14 protein-coding genes are annotated in these 20,888 nt (G+C 50.6%); 8 read left to right on the forward strand and 6 right to left on the reverse strand.

What is annotated here, in order from left to right; all coding sequences use genetic code 11:
- Nucleotides 1-63: 63 nt before the first annotated feature.
- On the reverse strand, nt 64-2,898 hold the full coding sequence (locus CRO57_RS17935; RefSeq protein WP_170956159.1) for an EAL domain-containing protein: 2,835 nt from the start codon (nt 2,896-2,898) through the stop codon (nt 64-66).
- A 386-nt stretch (nt 2,899-3,284) separates the two neighbouring features.
- Between CRO57_RS17935 and CRO57_RS17940 the strand changes: the two genes are divergently transcribed.
- Both CRO57_RS17940 and CRO57_RS17945 read left to right on the forward strand, forming a co-directional pair.
- Nucleotides 3,285-5,057, forward strand: a complete 1,773-nt coding sequence (locus CRO57_RS17940; protein WP_097155164.1) for an ABC transporter ATP-binding protein — start codon at nt 3,285-3,287, stop codon at nt 5,055-5,057.
- A gap of 55 nt (nt 5,058-5,112) precedes the next feature.
- Nucleotides 5,113-5,856: a M48 family metallopeptidase gene (locus CRO57_RS17945; RefSeq protein WP_210200931.1), complete on the forward strand. Its 744-nt coding sequence runs from the start codon at nt 5,113-5,115 to the stop codon at nt 5,854-5,856.
- Nucleotides 5,857-5,874: 18 nt separating this feature from the next.
- Here the strand turns inward: CRO57_RS17945 and CRO57_RS17950 are convergent, their stop codons facing one another.
- Nucleotides 5,875-8,028, reverse strand: coding sequence for a transglycosylase domain-containing protein (locus tag CRO57_RS17950; RefSeq protein WP_097154885.1), 2,154 nt, complete (start codon nt 8,026-8,028; stop codon nt 5,875-5,877).
- A gap of 263 nt (nt 8,029-8,291) precedes the next feature.
- Here CRO57_RS17950 and CRO57_RS17955 point away from each other — a divergent pair, with 263 nt between their 5' ends.
- From CRO57_RS17955 to CRO57_RS17965, 3 genes are all read left to right on the forward strand, one after another.
- On the forward strand, nt 8,292-9,320 hold the full coding sequence (locus CRO57_RS17955) for an acyltransferase family protein (RefSeq protein WP_170956160.1): 1,029 nt from the start codon (nt 8,292-8,294) through the stop codon (nt 9,318-9,320).
- 175 nt (nt 9,321-9,495) lie between these two features.
- Nucleotides 9,496-12,405: a DNA polymerase I gene (gene polA, locus CRO57_RS17960; RefSeq protein ID WP_097154887.1), complete on the forward strand. Its 2,910-nt coding sequence runs from the start codon at nt 9,496-9,498 to the stop codon at nt 12,403-12,405.
- Nucleotides 12,406-12,483: 78 nt separating this feature from the next.
- Nucleotides 12,484-13,038: a GNAT family N-acetyltransferase gene (locus tag CRO57_RS17965; RefSeq protein WP_097154888.1), complete on the forward strand. Its 555-nt coding sequence runs from the start codon at nt 12,484-12,486 to the stop codon at nt 13,036-13,038.
- On the opposite strand, the gene CRO57_RS17970 is transcribed toward CRO57_RS17965, so the two are convergent.
- Both CRO57_RS17970 and CRO57_RS17975 read right to left on the reverse strand, forming a co-directional pair.
- On the reverse strand, nt 13,035-13,448 hold the full coding sequence (locus CRO57_RS17970) for a DUF1801 domain-containing protein (protein WP_097154889.1): 414 nt from the start codon (nt 13,446-13,448) through the stop codon (nt 13,035-13,037). The genes CRO57_RS17965 and CRO57_RS17970 overlap by 4 nt on opposite strands.
- A gap of 10 nt (nt 13,449-13,458) precedes the next feature.
- Nucleotides 13,459-14,232, reverse strand: a complete 774-nt coding sequence (locus tag CRO57_RS17975; RefSeq protein ID WP_097154890.1) for a class II glutamine amidotransferase — start codon at nt 14,230-14,232, stop codon at nt 13,459-13,461.
- A 180-nt stretch (nt 14,233-14,412) separates the two neighbouring features.
- On the opposite strand from CRO57_RS17975, the gene CRO57_RS17980 reads away from it, so the two are divergent.
- Nucleotides 14,413-15,936: a choice-of-anchor I family protein gene (locus CRO57_RS17980; protein WP_210200932.1), complete on the forward strand. Its 1,524-nt coding sequence runs from the start codon at nt 14,413-14,415 to the stop codon at nt 15,934-15,936.
- Between the two features lie 56 nt (nt 15,937-15,992).
- Here the strand turns inward: CRO57_RS17980 and CRO57_RS17985 are convergent, their stop codons facing one another.
- Nucleotides 15,993-16,661 carry a nitroreductase family protein gene (locus CRO57_RS17985; RefSeq protein ID WP_210200933.1) on the reverse strand — a complete coding sequence of 223 codons (669 nt, stop codon included), beginning with the start codon at nt 16,659-16,661 and terminating at the stop codon, nt 15,993-15,995.
- Nucleotides 16,662-16,795: 134 nt separating this feature from the next.
- Here CRO57_RS17985 and map point away from each other — a divergent pair, with 134 nt between their 5' ends.
- Nucleotides 16,796-17,533 carry a type I methionyl aminopeptidase gene (map, locus tag CRO57_RS17990; RefSeq protein WP_097154891.1) on the forward strand — a complete coding sequence of 246 codons (738 nt, stop codon included), beginning with the start codon at nt 16,796-16,798 and terminating at the stop codon, nt 17,531-17,533.
- Between the two features lie 343 nt (nt 17,534-17,876).
- Here the strand turns inward: map and CRO57_RS17995 are convergent, their stop codons facing one another.
- Nucleotides 17,877-19,487, reverse strand: coding sequence for a phosphoenolpyruvate carboxykinase (locus tag CRO57_RS17995; protein ID WP_244580144.1), 1,611 nt, complete (start codon nt 19,485-19,487; stop codon nt 17,877-17,879).
- Nucleotides 19,488-20,173: 686 nt separating this feature from the next.
- Here CRO57_RS17995 and CRO57_RS18000 point away from each other — a divergent pair.
- Entirely contained in the window at nt 20,174-20,884 is a 711-nt protein-coding gene (locus tag CRO57_RS18000) for a response regulator transcription factor (protein WP_097154893.1), read from the forward strand.
- The last annotated feature ends 4 nt before the right edge of the window (nt 20,885-20,888 follow it).

The raw sequence follows: 20,888 nt of genomic DNA on the forward strand, positions 1-20,888 counted from the left end.
TGAAGTTGTCGGTGGTTCAAAGCTCTATGGGCTATGAAAAAATTCGCATACCGGGGCGGAAAATCAGGCAACAATGCTTTGATCCTGATTTGTCTCTTGTTGAACCAGCAGATTTGCAAAATCGGCGTTTGGCATGGGTTTACCAAAGTGCCATCCCTGACCAATGTGACAACCGGCCAAACGCAGGATTTCCCATTGTTCGGCTGTTTCTACTCCTTCGGCCACAATGTCCATTTCGAAATTGCGTGCCAAGGCAACAATTGCATTGATCACGGCCATGGAATCCATGGAGGCAGGCAGATGTTTGACGAATGCCTGATCAATCTTGATCTTGTCCAAGGGGAATTGATGAATATAGCTAAGCGATGAATAGCCGGTACCAAAATCATCGAGCGCAATGGCAATACCACGGCTCTGAAGTGCTTTCAGGGATTTGATGATTGCATCCGGATCGGCAATGAACAGGCTTTCGGTAATTTCGATCTGAAGCCGCTGTGTCTTCAAACCGGTTTTTTGCAAAGATTTGTCGACGTCTTCCAGAATATCGGAGCGTGCAAACTGAATGGCTGAAACATTGGCAGCAACATTGATTGGTTTGTTCCAGGCAGCAGCATCCATACAGACTTGATCAAGAATCCAGCGTCCCACATCAACGATCATCCCGGATTCTTCCATGATAGGAATGAAAAGGTCAGGCCGGATCATTCCAAGATCCCTATGGTTCCAGCGGATCAAAGCCTCACAGCCAATGATGTTCCCATTGGCAAGGGAAGTCTGGGGCTGGTAATGCATTTCAAATTCTTTGCGGTCCACCGCATCAATGATCTCTCGCTCCAGAACACGGCGATGCATGACATCGGCTGCAAGATCACTTGTATAGCGTAAGTAGGTTCCGCCCACTTCCTTGGAACGGTTCATGGCCACAATTGCAGCTCTGCTCACTTCCTCAGCCAATTGACCGCCATCGTGAAAATCTGCAACGCCTATGAAACTGCCGGCGATGACCTGATGACCACGTAAGGAAAGCGGAGCTTCCATCACATCTGCAATCAGGGCAGAAAGACGGTCTACATCCTGTTCACCAGCCCCGAATTTGCAAAAAAGCAGCTCTTTTTGTGGACCACATCCCATAAGATCGAATGCATTGAGGGATGAAAGTTCCCGTGTGATCTTCTGGATCAGAAGATCACCATATGCAGATCCAAGAGAATGTTGGATCTTGTCCAGACGGCGCACTTCACAGGCAAGGATGAGAGCATTTTCTTCCAGATTTTCAATCATGGTCTGGTCAACGGTCTGACAGAAACCACTTTCATTATAAAGTCCTGTCAAAGCATCATGATCGGCCAGATAGGCGAGGCGTCTTTTCTCCTGGCGTTCTTTGGTAACATCGTGAAAGATCAATGTTGCAACCCATTGATCGCCATTGGTCTTTGCCTTGTCGTCTTTTGGACTTACCAAAGATGGAGTGAGCGAGTATTCCAGAATAAGCTCTTCCCAATTGCGCTCGCTTTCGGCTCCCCGAACAGGGCGATGCAGGGTGACTTCCTGCAAATCATGTGATTTGCCATAGTCCTGGGGCTTTCGCAGACAGGTCTGAAGAGCGCTCTGAAGAGCAGGAGGCAGTGCATCGCCAATGAGCGCTTCTTTGCGAGCCTGATAACCAAGACCGGAAAGTACAGATCGGGCTTCGTCACTTACCTCAAGCAACTTGCCGTCTTGAGAACAAATCAGGATACCGGAAAAACTGTCCTCGACGATGGTTTCCAGAAGATTGACCAGACTTTGGTTATGTTTGCGTGACAACGACAGCAAGAGGCTTTTCAGACGAACCTCAAGCAAGACGGTCATGGTGCCCAGACTGACCAATTGCGCCTGTAGAAGAGCAGTTTCGGCCACATAGCGACTGTTCAGATAGATTGCGAATGCCACTATTTCAATAACTATGCCCAAAAGAGCCAGCAAGCCAAGTTTGGCAAAGAGAGGTCGCCTGATTAAAAAAAGCAGAACAGCGACGACACTCAGCAGAATGGCAGACATCAGGCCCAACCATTTTGGGGGAAGAGGCTGCAGGTCGCGTCCTTGCATCAGAGATTCAGCTGCAATGACTTGCAGCAACGGTCCGGTCATCATGCCGTATAGAGGGACTGCAAGCGTATCTCGCAATTCCGCGGCACCAGCTCCGACTAGAACTTTCTTGCTAGCAAAAATGTTGGGATCAAGGCGTCCTTCCAGCAAATCGATGATGGAATAAACCGGAACTGATGAGGCCCTGATGCTCATATCAATGAGAAAGTCGCCTTGATGCAGAGTCTGATATTCGCCAAGGCTTGCAGCCAGAGAGGAAACCAGCTCATCATCCATCATTTGAGCATAGGGAAAGCGTCGAACAATGCCATCACTATCAGCGAGTACATTGACCGTCGCAGCCCATGCATTTTCATTCAATTGTGCAATGGGGCGGTTGATCTGAACAGTATGATTCCCTTTCTGGGAATCCTGATATTGCTGGAAGATGGCCAGTGTTACAGGGCCGGGTGCATTTTCCAGAGCCTGCGCAAATAAATAGTCTTCCTCTTTGCTGGATTGGGCGCTGAAATCAATGTCAAAAGCCAACTCCTCGGCACCATGCGAGAAGCTTTCCTGAACAATTTTGGCATAGATGGATCGTTTCCACGGCCATGTCCCAATTGCTGACAGACTGCGGTTGTCAATTTCCAACAAGACAATGGACTGAGAAGCAGGACGGCTGGTCAACCCCATGCGCAAGCCTGACAATCCATTATCAATTGGAGAGAAAAAGCCCGAAACATACCCAAAACCAGAACCAAGGATCACAGCGATGATCACCAATGCTTTGATTATATGAGGCTTGATAATGGATAACATGCCAGACATTGTCGCTTTTTTAGTTCGTTGGCGAGCCGAAGCACGACAAGAGGAGACTTTAGTTAAAACTCTGGTTAGCATCATCCAGAAAGAGTAACCATGCGGTGTCCATTGCCTGCTTATCTGCGTGCAGAGCCTGCTTTTCGCCAAACAGCGTCAACAAGTGATTAACATCGCTCATTCGGTCTGTGTGCCAATCAGTAATGACAAAAAGGGGCAAAAAGACTCAGAGCTTCAAAAAGCATCGACCTTGTCGCCCAGATCGGCTATGGAACAGTCACAACAAAGCCATCAGTTCGATTATCTTGATTGAATATCAAGCAAACAGGCTTAGATTCTGGTCTGGCGCAGGAAGCATAGGATTTGTCTGCGAAGATCGCTGAGAGAGGATGCCAATGCTGGCGGAAAAATGGAATCGCTTCTTTGCGGATCAAAACAGCTCGCGCTATCTGATACACCGGCTTCTATCCGAAAACTTCAGGACTTATGCGCGTAAATATGCGTTGGCATTTGTCTTCATGGGACTGGTTGCTGCAAGCACCGCACTGAGCGCCTGGATCATGCGTGATGTGGTCAACGAGATCTTTGTTGATCGTGACTTCTCAAAGGTCTGGATGATCTCTGGAGCGGTGATGGCAATTTTCCTTGTCAAAGGCTTCGCGACTTATGGGCAAACGGTGATTCTGGCTGTGGTAGGAAATGCTATCGTTGCCGATCATCAACGAAAACTCTATCGCCATTTTCTCTCACAAGGTGCAGATTTTTTTCATGATTATCCGTCAAGTGAGCTGATCACTCGCATTTCGCACAATGCACAGGCGGCTCGAAGTGTTCTGAACATGCTGGTGACGTCCTTTGGCCGGGATCTATTCTCCCTGATCGGTCTGATCCTGGTGATGATCATTCAGGATCCGGTCATGTCGATGATTGCTTTTTTTGTGGCACCTCCGGCCATTTATGCGGTCTCCCGACTGGTCAAGCGCGTGAAGAAAATTGCCAAGGCAGAATTCCTGTCGCTGACCCAGATTACCCAGAATATGCAGGAAAGTGCTCTGGGTTATCGAATCATTCGTACCTTCGGCCTTCAGACGGTGATGGGTGAGTATATGGCAGAGGCTATTTCGGGTGTGGAGCAACGAGCCAACAAAATCGCCAAGCTGGGTGCCCGCACCAGTCCATTGATGGAAACCCTTGGCGGTATCGCCATCGCACTTGTTATTCTTTATTCCGGATATCGAACCATTGTCGGTGGCCAGAGCCCTGGAGAATTCATTTCCTTCCTTACCGCACTGTTGTTGGCCTATGAACCAGCCAAGCGTCTGTCCCGCCTGCAAGTGGGGCTGGAATCCGGTCTGGTAGGTGTGCGTTTGATGTTCGAAATTCTTGACCGACCAAGCAAACTGGTTGAGAAGCATGAAGCCCCTGCGCTTGAGATTGATAAAGGGTCGATCATTTTCAACAATGTGATTTTCTCCTATCAGCAGGATGATCCGATCATCAAAAACCTGTCTCTGACGGTCAAGGGTGGTGAGAGAACGGCACTTGTTGGTCCATCCGGCGGAGGAAAATCCACACTTCTGGCACTGGTCCAGCGTTTCTATGATGTAAGCGATGGTTCGGTTTGCATTGATGGTCAGGATATTCGCGATATCACTCTCACCTCTTTGAATGATCACATCGCGCTGGTGACGCAGGATACAGTTCTTTTTACCGGTACCGTTGGTGAGAATATCGCTTATGGCCGAATTGGAGCCAGCCAGGAAGAAGTTGAACAGGCGGCGAAAGATGCTTTCGCGCATGACTTCATCATGGGCTTGCCCGATGGCTATGATACATTGGTTGGTGAGAATGGTGCCTCGCTTTCTGGCGGACAGAAGCAGCGCCTTGCCATTGCCAGAGCTATCTTGAAAGATGCCAAAATCGTGCTGTTGGATGAAGCAACCTCAGCTTTGGACAGCGAGTCTGAAGCCAAGGTTCAGGCAGCCTTTGATCGTCTGTCAGAAGGTCGCACCACACTGGTGATTGCTCATCGCTTGTCAACCATCCGGAATGCAGACAAGATTTGTGTGATCAAGGCAGGATCCTTGATGGAAGAAGGAAGCCATGACGATCTGATGGCCAATGAAGCTCATTATGCAAAATTGGTTCATTTGCAATTTGAAGATTGATCTTCAAGCGACCGGACCATATCTGGTTGTCTGATACTGAGTGAGAGGAGGGAGCATGCGAAAACGCTTGATGTCGGTCAGCAAGCTGCCTCCCATGCTGTCTATATCCCACGAGAATGGAACACTTGAGATTAAACTCAAGCCCAACCCCAAGGCAAAGCGGCTGATTTTGCGGTTGGATACTCGAACCGGTCAGCCTGTCGCGACAATTCCACCGGGCCTGTCTCTTGCCAGAATTGAGAGCTTTCTGGGCGATCAAGTTGATTGGCTGCTTAGTCGCACGGAGCAAAGGCCTTCTGCGGTGCCTTTTGTAGCCGGGGCAGAGATACCGGTACGGGATATCGCCCATAAATTGGTTCATGTAGGGCAAAGTAGAGGCACGGTCCGTCAGTTGATCGAAGGTGAAAGCCATAGCCTTCTGATCAGTGGTGAGGAAAATCATATGCCGCGCCGTGTCACTGATTGGTTGAAGAAACAGGCACGGTCAGATCTGCAAATCGCTGTTGATCATCACGCCGATGCTTTGTCAGTGAAACCGGCCGCCATTCGTATCAAGGACACCACCAGTCGTTGGGGCTCTTGCTCTTCCAATCGAATATTATCCTTTTCCTGGCGGATCATTTTTGCACCACCCTCAGTGCTGGATTATCTGGCAGCACATGAAGTGGCTCATTTGCGCGAAATGAATCATTCCAGCCGTTTCTGGGCACTGGTGGAAGAGACTTGTCCTCATTTTGAGGAAGCCAGGGTCTGGTTGAAAGAAGAAGGGCGCTATCTGCATCGTTTTGGATCAGAATAACGCCTTACAAATTCCATTCTAATTCAAACCAAAGAGCCGAGAGAAGAAACCGCGAGGCTTTGGTTCCGGCATGGCGGATTGACCTTCTGGCAACAAATCCGGATTGACCCATGGATTGGCTTCAGCTCCAAGACGCTTGCGACTGGCTGCAAGCTGTTGAGCACTGACGCCGGGGAGCGCAGCGATGGTCATACCATTATGAGCGCCCACCATATAGGCTTTCCAGGCCGATGCGGGCAAATTGCCGCCGGAGGCCTTTTTTGTAGCTTTGCCACTATCGTTACCAAACCAGATACCTGTCACAAGATTGGCAGTATAACCTACGAACCAGGCATCACGATAATTCTGGCTGGTTCCAGTTTTGCCTCCCGCCGGGCGACCGGGAAGCAAGGCTTTCTTTCCGGTACCAGAGATCAGGGTTTCTTGCATCATGCTGTTGATATTGGCCAGAACATTCGGCGCAATGACCTGAGTTCCAGCAAGGGCAGGGTGAACATACAGCACATCGCCGGATTTTGTGAGAATGCGAGAGATCACATATGGGTCGGTGCGTAATCCACCATTGGCAAACGGAAGGTAGGCACCAACAAGTTCGATCGGTGTCACTTCGGATGTTCCAAGGGCAATGGATGGATTATTGGCCATCTTGGAATGAATACCCAATCGACGGGCGGTGGAGGCTACGTTGGCAGGACCGACTTCAAATGCAAGCTGGGCTGCGACTGTATTCAGTGACAAAGCCAGAGCCCGGCGCAAGCTGACCTGTCCCATATATTTCTTGGAATAGTTTTGGGGAGACCATTTGCCAAAGCGGACCGGTTCATCGACCCGCATGCCATTGGGGCTGTTACCAAGCTCAAGTGAAGCCAGATAGACGAAGGGCTTGAAGGCACTGCCGGGCTGGCGTTTTGCCTTGGTGGCACGATTGAACTGGCTTTTCTGATAAGAGCGTCCGCCCACAAGAGCCCGAACAGCACCCATCGGGGTGGCAGAAACCAAAGCACCTTGACCCACACCATATTTTTTGCCCGATGTGTCCAGTGCACTGGAAATGGCGCGCTCAGCCAATGTCTGCATGCGCAGATCCAGAGTGGTTTCGACAATGATGTCTTCATTGATATCTTCGATATAAGCGGGCAATTGTTCCATCACCCAGTCAGCCACATAATTCAGGGAATTCGTTTTGTGCCGCGCCACTGCCTTGACTGGCATGGTCATGGCCAGTTTGCGCTCTTTCGGTGTTATGAATTCCTCGCGTTCCATTGCAGCCAAAACCAGCTTGGCTCGTGCTCGTGCGCGTTTTGGATGGCGGTTGGGGGCAAGGCGGGATGGTGCTTTCAGAAGACCTGCAATGGTTGCAGCTTCGGCTAACGTCACCACAGAGGCAGGTTTGTTGAAATAAGTTCTCGCAGCAGCATCGACACCGGTTGCACCTGCTCCAAAATAAACCCGATTGAGATACATTTCCAAAATTTCTTCCTTGGAGAATTTGGTCTCAAGCCAGATGGCCAGGATCAGTTCCTGAACCTTGCGTTCGATTGTGCGCTTGTGCTCCAGGAAAAGATTTTTCGCCAATTGTTGGGTAAGGGTAGAACCGCCCTGAGCCAAGCGACCCCTGATCACATTGGTGACCATGGCGCGGGTAAAGCCGATCGGGTCGAACCCGAAATGGGAATAGAAGCGATGATCCTCAATTGCTACAACGGCATCAGGCAAATATGGAGGCAGGCTGGAAAGGCGCACTTCCTGGCCACCGGTTTTGCCTCGATTGGCTATCAGGCCGCCATCGTGGCTGAGAATTTGCACATTTGGTGGCCTGTTTGGAATCTGCCAATCCGTAGATTGTGGTAGCTGCGCACCATAATAGGCGACAATGCCCGCAACGGCGATGCCGCCCCAGATGCCAAGGATCACGCCCCAATAGACAAGAAACCGGATTGCGCGAAACAGGATATTGGGTTTGCTGCTTTTGGCAACTTTCGTCTTACGGGCAGACGTTTTTCTTGCTCCCTTGCCTTTGGTGGCACGCTTGGATTTCGTAGCGGGTTGGGTAGTGCGATCTTCGGCACTAAGCTGGATATCCGATGGCGCACGGGCTCCGGCTTTGCGCTTTTGTGATCCTGGAGCTTTTGCCCCCTTATTGGGTGAGGATGGCTTTTTGGAACGCGTCATGGCGAGTAATAAGGTTCTTGCTGGCAGATTGGAAACAGCTTGTGCGTTTAGGAGCCTACGTCCTAGAGACACATTGCGGCAAATTGATGGGTAGATCCATCTTTGCCATCACTCTAGGTCTCAGCCGTCAATAGTTTGTTAACATATCCCTATTCACAAACCTTTGTTAAGCCTAACTCCAGTTAACCATCATTCCTGCATGCTGCTAAACGCATTCGTTAAATCCACTTGCCTAAACTGGTGTGCGATTGATGGAGAGTGGAATGGCGAAATTACCGCAACGTGTGGACTGGGTGGATAGGGCCAAGGGCCTGACAATTCTCTTGGTGGTGCTGTTGCATTCGACCTTGGGCGTTGAGAAATATTATGCAGTTCAAGGCTGGATGCATGAGGTTATCTCGTTTGCACAACCATTTCGCATGCCGGTTTTTTTTGCAATAGCCGGTCTTTTTGCAGTCAAGGCAATGACCCAGAATTGGCGCAATTTCTGGGATAGCAAGTTTGTTCACTTCTTTTATTTCTATTTTCTCTGGCTCTGCATCAACTTTATCTTCAAAGGCGCCAATTTTGCCTCAACCTTGGGGGTGGATGGCACGGTCTTTCTCTTCTTCAAGTCTTTCATTTCTCCATTTGGCCTACTCTGGTTTATCTATCTCCTGCCAATCTTCTTCCTTGTTTTGCGGCTGACACATCAACTGCCGGTTCTCGGTCAGTTTGTTGTTGCCATCTGCTTCAAGATGATCTCCGAAGAGATACCGATTTTTATCCTCGACCGCTTTGCGGACTATTACATTTTCTTCCTGATCGGCTATTTCGGAAGAGATTTCTGGTTTCGGCTGGCCCATTCGGCGCAGGAACAAAAACTATCTGTTTATTTCGGGTTGATGGCATGGGGGCTGGTCAATGCCGCCATGGTCTTCATGGGATATAATGCCAACATGCCGATGGCTCTCGTTCTGGGCATATCCGGAATGGTGGCTGTGGTTTCTTTCTGCGCGGTACTGCCAAATCGGGGAGCAGGCGCATTCCTTGGATATTGCGGTCAGAATTCCCTTCCAATTTATTTGGGTTTCTTCCTGCCCATGGTAGTCACACGTATCCTGTTACCAAAGATTTGCGCTGTTTGTAGCAGTGGTATTGCCTCACTCATCGTGTTTTCCATTGCGGTTGGCGGGGCAATCGCGATGTTCGAGCTGGTCAACCGAAGCGGGATGGGAACCTTTCTCTATAAACGTCCAAAGTGGGCACATCTTGAGCGCCGCCGTAAGGTGCGTACCGCTCCTGCGGAATAGGGCCAAAATCCACCTGCCCCCATCCTCACGCGATCTTGGGGGCGAGTGCGACTTTTCCCGTATCCTTTCTTTCCCTCATCGCCACTCTTCGCTATGGTGACCCAAACATGATCATGGTTTGTTCATGTGATTTGACAAATAGTCAAAGTGGTTGGTGAGGAAAGGATATCTAATCATGGCAGATAAACCCCATCTCTTTCTGGTGGACGGTTCCTCCTATATTTTCCGTGCTTACCATGCCTTGCCGCCACTGACCCGAAAGAGTGACGGGCTACCGGTTGGTGCTGTCGCAGGCTTCTGCAATATGCTCTGGAAGCTGTTGCAGGAAGGTGAGAAAGGTCTTTCAGGTGTCGACCCCAGCCATATTGCTGTGATTTTTGATGCCAAGGGCGATACTTTCCGCAATGAAATCTATGATCAATATAAAGCCCATCGCCCACCGGCGCCGGAAGATTTAAGGCCCCAGTTCGGCCTGATCAAGGATGCTGTGCGGGCCTTCAACATTCCGGCGATTGAACAGGTTGGCTATGAGGCCGATGACATCATCGCTACCTATGTCCAGAAGGCATTGGTTGCCGGAGCAGATGTTACCATTGTCGGTTCTGATAAAGACCTGATGCAGCTGGTCCAGCCCGGTGTTGTCATGGTCGATACCATGAAGAACAAACGCATCTCCCATGATGAAGTGGTCGAGAAGTTCGGTGTGGCCCCGGATCGTGTGGTTGATGTTCAGGCGCTGGCTGGTGATTCGGTCGATAATGTACCTGGCGTACCGGGTATCGGCATAAAAACCGCCGCTTTGCTCATCAACGAGTTTGGTGATCTAGAGAGTTTGCTTGCTGGGGCGGAAACCATCAAGCAGAAGAAGAGGCGCGAAAATCTGATCGAATTTGCTGATCAGGCCCGTATTTCACGCGAGCTGGTCTATCTGAAACCAGATGTGCCGCTGGAAATGGAAATCGACGATCTCTTCCGCGATGATTTGGATGGACCAAAACTGGTCTCTTATTTGAAAGCCTTGAATTTCACCACACTGACCCGCCGCATCGCAGAAGCAACCGAGACAGAAGCGGAAAATGTCGAGGCATGCGATCTGAATATTGAAGGCTGGGAACCTGCGCCGAAAATGGCAGCAGAGGAAAGCTCAGCATCAGCTGAGGGGAGTGAGGGCACTGCACGTAGCGGTGGCCCTGCCGATCTTGCGGCAAAAATTGCAAGTGAAGTGGGCGCCCTTTCGATTGATAATCAGAAGTATGAGATGGTCACCGAACTGACCGCACTGGAACGCTGGTGCTCTGAGGCCAAACGCATTGGTTATATCAGCGTCGATACAGAGACGGACAGTCTGGATGCGATGCAGGCCAATCTGGTTGGCGTCTCACTGGCTACTGAACCGGGGAAAGCCTGTTACATTCCGCTTGGCCATACCAAGGGTGATGATGATATGTTCGGTGGCGGTCTTGCAGAAGGCCAAATTCCACTGGATCAGGCACTTCCGAAGCTAAAAATTCTTCTCGAAGATCCAAGCATTCTGAAGATCGGCCAGAATCTGAAATATGACGCGCTGCTTCTCAGCCGTTATGATATTCAGCTCAATCCGTTTGATGATACCTTGCTGTTGTCCTATGTGCTGGATGCAGGGCAACATGGCCACGGCATGGATGAGCTGTCAGAATTCTGGCTTGGTCATAAGCCAATCCCTTTCAAGGAAATTGCAGGTACTGGCAAGAAGCAGATCACCTTCGACAAGGTTGAATTGGATAAGGCGACGGCTTATGCGGCGGAAGACGCCGATGTCACCTTGCGCCTCTGGCAAATTCTGAAACCTCGTTTGGCTTCCGAACGCATGACCACAGTGTATGAGCGTCTTGAGCGCCCATTGATGCCTGTTCTGGTGCGTATGGAACAGCGCGGTATTGCCGTGGATCGACAGATCCTCTCGCGCCTTTCCGGCAATTTTGCTCAAGGTATGGGCGCGCTGGAAGAAGAGATCCACGAATTGGCAGGAAAGCCTTTTAATATCGGCTCACCAAAGCAATTGGGTGATATTCTCTTTGGTGAAATGGGTCTGCCAGGTGGTAAGAAAACCAAAACCGGGGCTTGGTCGACGTCCGCCAGTGTGCTTGATGATCTGGCTGCAGAAGGTCATGAACTGCCGGGCCGCGTTGTAGCCTGGCGTCAATTATCCAAGCTGAAAAGCACCTATACTGACGCGCTTCCCGGTTTTATCAATCCGGTAACCGGTCGTGTTCATACATCCTATTCGCTGGCTTCCACTACCACAGGGCGTTTGGCATCCTCTGATCCGAACCTGCAGAATATCCCGATCCGAACCGAAGAAGGTCGCAAGATCCGTACAGCCTTTGTGGCAGAAAGCGGCAACAAGCTTATCTCTGCTGACTATAGCCAGATCGAACTGCGGGTCCTGGCTCACATTGCTGATATCGCCCAGCTCAAACAGGCCTTTGCCGATGGCCTGGACATTCATGCCATGACGGCCTCCGAAATGTTCGGCGAGCCGATTGAAGGCATGGATCCGATGACCCGTCGCCGCGCCAAAGCCATCAATTTCGGAATCATCTATGGTATCTCTGCCTTTGGTTTGGCCAATCAGCTCGGCATTTCACGAACCGAAGCCAAGGACTATATCGATACCTATTTCCAGCGCTTCCCGGGCATTCGCACCTATATGGAAGACACCAAGCAAACCGCGCGCGATCATGGCTATGTCGAAACCATCTTTGGCCGCAAGATCCATTATCCGCAGATCACCAGCAAAAACCCACAAATGCGGGCCTTCATGGAGCGCGCCGCAATCAACGCACCGATTCAGGGTTCGGCTGCTGACATCATTCGCCGTGCAATGATCCGGATGGATGATGCTCTGATCAAAGCTGGCTCTTCTGCCATCATGCTCCTTCAGGTCCATGATGAATTGATTTTCGAACTACCAGAGCCAGAAGTTGAAGCGACGCTTCCTGTTATCAAATCCGTGATGGAAGAGGCCTGCATGCCAGTCATGCAACTCTCCGTTCCACTGAAAGTGGACGCCCAATCGGCAGATAACTGGGATGAGGCACATTAAAGGCGAACAGATTACATACCAACTGGCACAACCTTTGCTTGATAATTTCCAATCGTTGGAAGGAGCAAAGGCAACGTCATGAGTAGTTTGTCCAATTCCGTCAAAGTCTATGAAGTCAGCCCTACAGATCTGCCTAGAATTGAGGCAGATCTGGTGAAAATTACGGCAGATTGCGTCGAAGCAGGGGCTTCCATAGGCTTTTTGAAGAAAGAAGGTCCAGAGCCCATCATCATGTGGTGGGAACATCTGATCGCCCAGCTTGATGGCCAGATTTGCCGTCTATTCGTGGCTGAAAGTGCAGGCAAGATTGCTGGATGCGTTCTGCTTGCTCGTGCAAGCAAGTCAAATTCGCGACACCGGGCGGAAGTGCAAAAGCTTCAAGTCAGCCCATCCTGTCGTCGGCAAGGCATCGCTGCCAAATTGCTGGAGCATATGGAACAAGCTGCTAGAGTGGCAGGAATTCAATTGTTGATCCTTGACACTGAAAGCAGCTCAGGTGCAGTTCCTCTATATGAGGCGTGCGATTATCAGATGCTGGGTGATATTCCAAACTATGCAGAACGACCTGACGGTGTCCGTCATCCAACCCGGATCTTCTATAAGGAACTGTGCCCCAAAACTGAGAGAATCTAAGCTTTGAGACGATAGCGTAGAGCAATGCGGATCACATGGCTCACTGCCTCAATTGGTAGCGCTTTTGTGGTAGGGATGAGCAAGGCCCGATTGCCTTCAAATGAGAAATGATCTTCATAATGGAGGCGGGCCACAGCCATCACATTGCTTTGGCAGTGGGCGAAAAGCGCCACATGATCAGGAGCAGATTTGACCATCCCGAGACGGATCGGCGTGCCGGTTCTTGGCTTGGTGTCGTAGCTGGGCTGTCCCCATTTCAAGCTCTCGACAATGGTGCCGACTTCCTTGTCCTGCTTTGCTAATTCATAGATTAGTTTTCGAATGGCGAGTAAGTGTTCTCGCTCCATCTCATCAAAGGCGTCAAAAGCAACTTCGATATCAGCATTGAGAAAAGGAAAATCGCGCTTCATTGAAATCCTCTCAAGCCACCTGTAATGGGCGCGTGATCACCTTGTCACCAGCAAAGCAGATGGCATGATCCTGGGGCACTTCATTCCAGCATTCGGATTGGCGGTCAATTGGTTCAGAAACCAAAACAACATCGCCATTTTCATATTTGCGATAATAGAGCGATGGGGCATGACCATCTGATGAACAGCGGAAACCGAACAGACGTTTGCCATCAGAGAGGCACGAGGTAAATCGCAAAGGACTTGTTATTTTCTTGTCCTGCATGGCGCGTTTCACTTCGCCAAGAACAGCCTCAAAAGCCGTGACTGCGCATGCATCAAGTCCCTGCTGAAGAGCCAGCAGGAAGAGCAATTCCGAGTCGGTTGATCCCTGACGAAGTGCATAATGCTCATCATTCAACAGAGCTTCCAATCGGCGCCTAACCTGACGATAGTTCCCGATCTGCCCATTATGCATGAACATCCATTGCTCTGCGGAGAAGGGATGACAGTTTGCACGGCTGGTTGCAGTGCCGGTCGAGGCCCGCACATGGGCAAAGAAGAGGGGAGAGCGGATTTGCGCTGCTAGGCTCTTGAGATTGCAATCATTCCAGGCAGGAAGAATTTCGTGATAGACCCCCGGCGCATCACGCTCGCCATACCAGCCAAGGCCAAAACCGTCACCGTTGGTTTCCGTTTTGGCTTCTTCGGCATGCAGGCTCTGATGGATCAGGGAATGGGCAGGCTTGGTGATATAGTGTTCCAGAAAAACCGGCTGTCCCCGATAGGCAATCCAACGGCACATTGAAATTCTCTCCTCGATTGTTGCCCCCAACCTATCCAACTCACGGCAATAGGAAAAGGCAGCAAACAGACTTTCTTGTCTGGCGGACAATTGCGATTGATAGTGGGAAGGGAAAGCTTCACTAACCTGTCACACACAGTCCTTAGGGTCTGCGCAACTTGATTCATGTGGGGAAAGAAAATGCTGAAATCCTTTGCAAAAGGCTTGTTGCTGGCCACGCTTTTGACCGCTCCCGGTCTTGTAAATGCCATGTCATTGAAGGTTGTTGGCTCCTACCAATCTGGCGTCTTTGATAAGGGCGCAGCCGAGGTCGTCTCCTATGACAAAAAGGGCAGGAAGCTTTTCGTCGTCAATGGCAACGATAAAAGCATCGATATTCTCGACATTTCCAATCCGGCCGAGATCAAAAAGATCGGGGCCATTGATGTCAAAAAGCATGGTAAGGCCGCCAACTCCGTCGCTGTTCATGGAGACTATGTCGCCATTGCCGTTGAGATGAAGGTAAAGCAGACTGCTGGCAAGCTGGTGCTATATAAAACTGATGGTACATTGGTCGGTGAAGCACAAGTCGGCGCATTGCCAGATAGTGTTGTCTTTGCCCCGGATGGCGAACTGGTTGTGGTTGCCAATGAAGGCGAGCCATCTGATGATTTCAAAAATGATCCGGAAGGCTCGGTCTCCCTTGTTTCCATCCCGTCGCTGGATGTGAAAACCATCTCCTTCAATGACCTGGATGCCCAAAAACTTGGCGAGAGCTTCCATGCACCATCACCAGACGGTACCAGTCTTGCGCAGGACATTGAGCCTGAATACAGTGCAGTGACGCCTGACGGTAAAACCGCCTTTGTGTCCTTGCAGGAAAATAACGCAATGGCAGTGATCGATCTGGAAAAGGCCGAGTTGACATCAGTATTCGCTCTTGGTTTTCAGGATTATTCCAAGCATGCGGTTGATCTGTCCGACAAGGACGAAAAGATTAATCGCAATACCTGGCCGGTTCTCTCCATGCGTCAGCCTGACACCATCATGGCCTTTACACAGGGTGGCATGAATTATGTCGTGACAGCCAACGAAGGTGACGCGCGTGACTATGATGGCTATTCCGAGGAAACGCGCCTTGGTAAGGTCAAGCTGGATCCAACAGCCTTCCCGAACGCGGAAGAGCTTCAGAAGAAGAGCAATTTGGGTCGTCTGAAAATCACCACTGCCAAAGGTGATACAGACGGTGACGGTGATCTGGATGCCATCTATGGCTATGGTGGACGTTCCTTCTCCATCTTCAATGAAAAAGGTGAGTTGGTCTTCGACTCCGGTACCGAGATCGAAGCCAAGATGGCTGAGCTGGCTCCGACCGCCTTCAATGGCCAGGGCACGAATGAGAGCTTTGACAATCGTTCCGACGATAAAGGCACCGAGCCGGAAGCTCTTGCCATTGGAGAGATGGATGGCAAGCGCTATGCCTTCATAGGTCTGGAACGTATGGGCGGTGTTGTGGTCTATGACATCACCGAGCCAGCCAAAGCTCACTATGTGACCTATGCCAACAATGTGAAGCTTGAAGGCTCTGCCGAGAAAATGACGGCAGGTGACATCGCCCCGGAAGGCATCGCTTTCATCGATGCGAAAGTCAGCCCGACCGGCACCCCAATGATTGCGGTCGCCAATGAGGTTTCCGGTTCAACCACGCTCTACGAGATTAAGTAAGAGACTTGATGCATTTGGTTCGAAAAAAGGCCTGGTTTCGACCAGGCCTTTTTGCGTCATAGCCAGACCGAAATCTCCTCCAGACTCTTTTTCTCGATAACCGGAACTTCCGCTCCTTTTTCAGGGTAGCCAACCACCAGCAGGATATACGGCTTCTCATTTTCCGGGCGATTGCAGATCTGATTGAGAAAGGCCATTGGGGCCGGCGTATGGGTAAGAGTTGCAAGGCCCGCCTGATGAAGAGCTGCAATCAAAAAACCGGTGGCGATGTTGACGGATTCCGGCACGTAATAATGCTTGTGTCGCATTCCTTCATCATCCACGCCATAGCGTTGACCAAAAATGGCAATCAGCCAGGGAGCAGTCTCCAGAAAGGGCTTGTTGGCATCCGTCCCAAGATGCTCCAAGGCATCCAGCCACTCGTCACCAGCGCGTCCTGCATAAAAAGCTCGCTCTTCTTCTTCTGCCGCCTCTCGGATCTGTTTCTTGATGTCCGTATTGGCGATGCAGGCAAAGGTCCATGGTTGCTGATTGGCACCGGAAGGTGCTCGTCCCGCTGTCTCAACGCAGCGTTCAATGATCGAGCGGGGAATAGGGCGATCAGAGAAATCACGAACTGTGCGGCGGGTTTTCATGATATCGAAAAAGCGATCGGCATTGGTTTGCATTTCTGCTTCGCTTTGCTCGTTAAAGGACAAGGCCTGATAGTGGGCTTTCTGCGCCATTGCTTCTCTTCCGCTCAAATTTCTTGTTTTCTTGGGACGATCTTCCTATAAGCGCTCAGCATCCTTGTCTCAGGAAGCCTTGTCCAGTACCGGGCAGGCTTTATCCTCGCTCTGCCGATTGAAAGAGAAACGCCATGATCGTAACCACCGAAGATCAATTGCAAGGCCTGAAAGCATGCGGCACGGCGGTACGTCTGACGATTGAAGCGATGGGGCAGGCCTTGGAAGCGGGTATGACAGCTCGAGAGTTGGATGATCTTGGGCGTAAAGTTCTGGAACGCGAAGGAGCTGAGAGCGCACCAGAGCTGATCTATGATTTCCCGGGGGCGACTTGCATTTCCATTGAGCCCGTGATCGCGCATGGTTGGGCGGATGAACAGACCATGAAGCCGGGCGACATGATCAATATTGATGTCTCGGCTTCCAAGAATGGCTACTTCGCCGACGCTGGTGCTACATTTATCTTGCCTCCGGTGCTACCTGCGAAAGAAGCTATTGTCAAAGCCGCCAAACGGGCGCGTGACAAGGCAATTGCAGGCCTGAAGCCCGGTGTACGCATGCAGACTATTCCGCAGGCTTTTGAGGCTGAGGCGAAAGCATCTGGTTATAGTCTGATCGAAAATCTGCTGGGCTGTCATGGCGTTGGCAAAACTTTGCATGATCAACCTGAAATTCTCGCAATTTCGGATAAGTCTGATCGCCGAACCTTCAAACAAGGAATGGTGCTCGCGATTGAACCATTCCTGTCAACCGGCGCTGATTACGCTGAAGAAGGCGAGCGGGAATGGGAGCTCTTCACCCCCGGCCATCTGACCGCACAGTTTGAGCACACAGTCGTGGTTGGCAAAAAAGGGCCCATCATCATTACATGATGATGTATTTTATCTCTTGCCAGCTATTCTTCGCTTCGCTCAGGCTTGCGAGGGCACGAACCATTCGGTTCGGTCGCCTGTTGGCTCCCGGCAGAAACCTATGTTTCTGCCGAATTCTTTTCCATGAGATACTTAGAGAGGGAAAAGGATCCGCAAAAGGAAATCTTTCCTTTTGCGACGGCCGATAGGCAAGCGCGAAGCGCCCTGTCTGGAGCCCTGATCGTTAGATCAGGAATAGCGTGAAGACGTATAAATCCAAGGAATAGCCGTGAGAGAAGTAAACTGAAAAAGCCCGCCCTCAATCAAGAGAACGGGCTTTTTATTATTCGGAAGATGTTCGACCTTAAGCTTCGATCAAAGCCTTTGGAGCAGCTGATTTCACGCTGTCATCGACATGGGCTTCAAAGATCTTGAAGTTTTCGACGAACATGCCTGCCAGCTTGGTAGCTTGTGCGTCATAAGCTGCCTTGTCAGCCCAGGTATCACGTGGGTTCAGCAGGGCATCATCAACACCGGGAACTGACACAGGGACTTCAACTCCGAAAGTTTCGTCCATGCGGAAGTCCATATTCTTCAGGGATCCATCCAATGCTGCGGTCAGAAGGGCACGGGTAGCCTTGATCGGCATGCGATGACCAGTGCCGTAAGGACCTCCGGTCCAACCGGTGTTAACCAGCCAGCAATTGACCTGATGTTCTTTCATCAGCTTGCGTAGCAGGTTGCCATATTCGGAAGGATGGCGCGGCATGAACGGGGCACCAAAACAGGTGGAGAAGGTTGCTTCCGGCTCGGTCACGCCCTTTTCGGTGCCAGCCACTTTCGCGGTGTAACCAGATAGGAAGTGATACATGGCCTGTTCAGGGGTCATGTGCGCAATCGGAGGCAGAACGCCAAAGGCATCAGCGGTCAGCATGATGATATTCTTTGGATGTGGAGCCAGACCGGTATCAGATGCATTCGGAATGAAGTGGATCGGATAGGCACAACGGGTGTTCTCGGTTTTGGACCCATCGTCGAAGTCAGGAATACAGCTAACCGGATCGACCACAACATTCTCGAGAATGGTGCCGAAGCGTTCGGTGGTGGAAAAGATCTCCGGCTCTGCTTCCTTGGACAGACGAATGGTTTTTGCGTAGCAACCGCCTTCGAAGTTGAACAGGCCATCAGCGCCCCAACCATGCTCGTCATCACCGATCAATGTGCGGCTAGGATCTGCAGAAAGGGTGGTTTTACCAGTGCCGGACAGACCGAAGAACACAGCTGCGTCGCCTTTATCGCCTACATTGGCGGAGCAATGCATCGGCATCACGCCCTGAGGAGGCAGCAGGAAGTTGAGGATGGAGAAGACAGACTTCTTCATCTCACCTGCGTAGGATGTGCCGCCGATCAGAACCATTTTCTTGGTGAAGTTCACCGCAATAACGGTTTCGCAGCGACAACCATGGCGCTCAGGATCTGCATTGAAGCTTGGCAGGTCGATGATGGTCCAGTCAGGAACGAAAGAAGAGAGTTCTTCCAGAGCCGGACGGATCATCAGATTGCGAATGAAATGGGAATGCCATGCAAATTCTGTAAAGACACGGGTTGGCAGACGATAGGTTTCGTCAGCGCCGCCATACAGGTCCTGAGTAAAAAGCTGCTTGCCTTCTGCATGATCCATGAAGTCTTCATACAGAATGTCAAACTTGGCTGGGTCCATTGGTTTGTTGTTGTCCCACCAGCAAGCATCTTCAGTGTTTGCATCACGAACAACAAATTTGTCCTTGGGAGAGCGACCGGTATGTTTGCCGGTATCGACTGCCAGTGCACCACCAGCAACGATCTGGCCTTCTTCGCGGTTCAATGCTTCTTGATAGAGCTGCGGTTCACGGAGATTCCAGTAGACGCTGTCGAGGTTACGCAAACCAGATTGATCTGCTCCGTGGTTTTCGTTCCACGTGCCGAATTGTTTCACTTTTTCAAGCCCCTTGAGACACTCATAATGTGGCACGTTTTCGTGCCGCATTTATAATTGTGACAATCTGACCTCTTGGCCAGCCCGGTAGCCAATCGCCAGTCAAGCGACCAGCCATTCGGGAATCCGCAAAAAAAGCTGCGGAAGTTTGTATGATCCGGCGGATGTACCCGCTTCTACTCTAAACCCCTTGCGAAAGACCTTTTGTTTTTTGTTGTCTTCCGAATGCCCGCGACACTAGGCCAGATATGTGCCAAAAACAAGGACAGGCTCGATTCTGAGACGATCTATATTTAATGACAAAGGCGGCCAACCATCATCGGACGGCTCTCTCATATAACAAGTCGATGACATTTTACAGCTAACTTTTTGCCCATTTTTCATCCTTTGGTCGAATAGTTCACAGGAGTTCATAAAACTGTTAAAAAGCGCAAGCAGTTCGCCTGTTGAAGGCTTGAAATTGGGGATCAGTGTGCGATTCCATGCCTGATGGTAGAAAGTGCCACAATTTTGCGACTTTCTAGCCTTACCTGCCAAACAAACGGTTCTATAATAGAGTTGGCATAACAACCTGTTGTCCCTTTGCGGAGTCAGCACTTGGCAAGCAAAGGAAGCCAGATGGTCCCGACTTACTCTGCTTGAGTGGTTGTGGAGTTGGCGCAAACAGCAGCAAGAAAGGAAGTGGCATGGCAACGATTGCCCTGGTCGATGATGATCGTAACATCCTCACCTCCGTCTCCATTGCACTGGAGGCAGAAGGCTACAAGGTTGATACCTATACCGATGGTGCCTCTGGTCTGGATGGATTGCTGCATGCTCCACCTGATCTGGCCATTCTGGATATCAAGATGCCTCGTATGGACGGTATGGAATTGCTCCGTCGTTTACGACAGCAGACTGATCTGCCGGTCATTTTCCTCACCTCCAAGGACGATGAGATTGATGAATTGTTTGGCCTGAAAATGGGGGCTGACGATTTCATTCACAAACCCTTCTCCCAAAGACTGCTGGTAGAGCGGGTAAAGGCTGTATTACGCCGGGCGCAGGCGCGTGAGAGCATGGCCCGGGCAGATGCCGAAACGCCAAAATCCGATCTGTTGGAGCGTGGCAAGCTCTCCATGGATCAGGAGCGTCATACTTGTTGTTGGGATGGAAAACCCGTCACCCTGACCGTCACCGAGTTTTTGATCCTGTTCTCACTTGCGCAGCGTCCTGGTGTGGTAAAAAGCCGCAATGCTCTGATGGATGCAGCTTATGAAGATCAGGTCTATGTCGACGATCGCACCATTGACAGCCACATCAAGCGTTTGCGCAAAAAGTTCAAGGTTGCAGATGACAGCTTTGATATGATTGAGACCCTCTATGGCGTAGGTTATCGCTTCCGCGAACAAGCATAAGGAT

The organism is Cohaesibacter gelatinilyticus, from assembly GCF_900215605.1.
Classification (GTDB): Bacteria; Pseudomonadota; Alphaproteobacteria; order Rhizobiales; family Cohaesibacteraceae; genus Cohaesibacter; species Cohaesibacter gelatinilyticus.

Coding starts and splice junctions, on each gene's coding strand:
- CRO57_RS17970 (WP_097154889.1), bottom strand. CDS start 13,448: ATGAAGCGCGATTTTCCTTTTCTCAATGCTGATATCGAAGTTGCTTTT.
- CRO57_RS17935 (WP_170956159.1), bottom strand. CDS start 2,898: ATGTCTGGCATGTTATCCATTATCAAGCCTCATATAATCAAAGCATTG.
- CRO57_RS17950 (WP_097154885.1), bottom strand. CDS start 8,028: ATGACGCGTTCCAAAAAGCCATCCTCACCCAATAAGGGGGCAAAAGCT.
- CRO57_RS17940 (WP_097155164.1), top strand. CDS start 3,285: ATGCTGGCGGAAAAATGGAATCGCTTCTTTGCGGATCAAAACAGCTCG.
- CRO57_RS17945 (WP_210200931.1), top strand. CDS start 5,113: ATGCGAAAACGCTTGATGTCGGTCAGCAAGCTGCCTCCCATGCTGTCT.
- CRO57_RS17955 (WP_170956160.1), top strand. CDS start 8,292: ATGGCGAAATTACCGCAACGTGTGGACTGGGTGGATAGGGCCAAGGGC.
- CRO57_RS17985 (WP_210200933.1), bottom strand. CDS start 16,661: ATGGCGCAGAAAGCCCACTATCAGGCCTTGTCCTTTAACGAGCAAAGC.
- CRO57_RS17965 (WP_097154888.1), top strand. CDS start 12,484: ATGAGTAGTTTGTCCAATTCCGTCAAAGTCTATGAAGTCAGCCCTACA.
- polA (WP_097154887.1), top strand. CDS start 9,496: ATGGCAGATAAACCCCATCTCTTTCTGGTGGACGGTTCCTCCTATATT.
- CRO57_RS18000 (WP_097154893.1), top strand. CDS start 20,174: ATGGCAACGATTGCCCTGGTCGATGATGATCGTAACATCCTCACCTCC.
- map (WP_097154891.1), top strand. CDS start 16,796: ATGATCGTAACCACCGAAGATCAATTGCAAGGCCTGAAAGCATGCGGC.
- CRO57_RS17975 (WP_097154890.1), bottom strand. CDS start 14,232: ATGTGCCGTTGGATTGCCTATCGGGGACAGCCGGTTTTTCTGGAACAC.
- CRO57_RS17980 (WP_210200932.1), top strand. CDS start 14,413: ATGCTGAAATCCTTTGCAAAAGGCTTGTTGCTGGCCACGCTTTTGACC.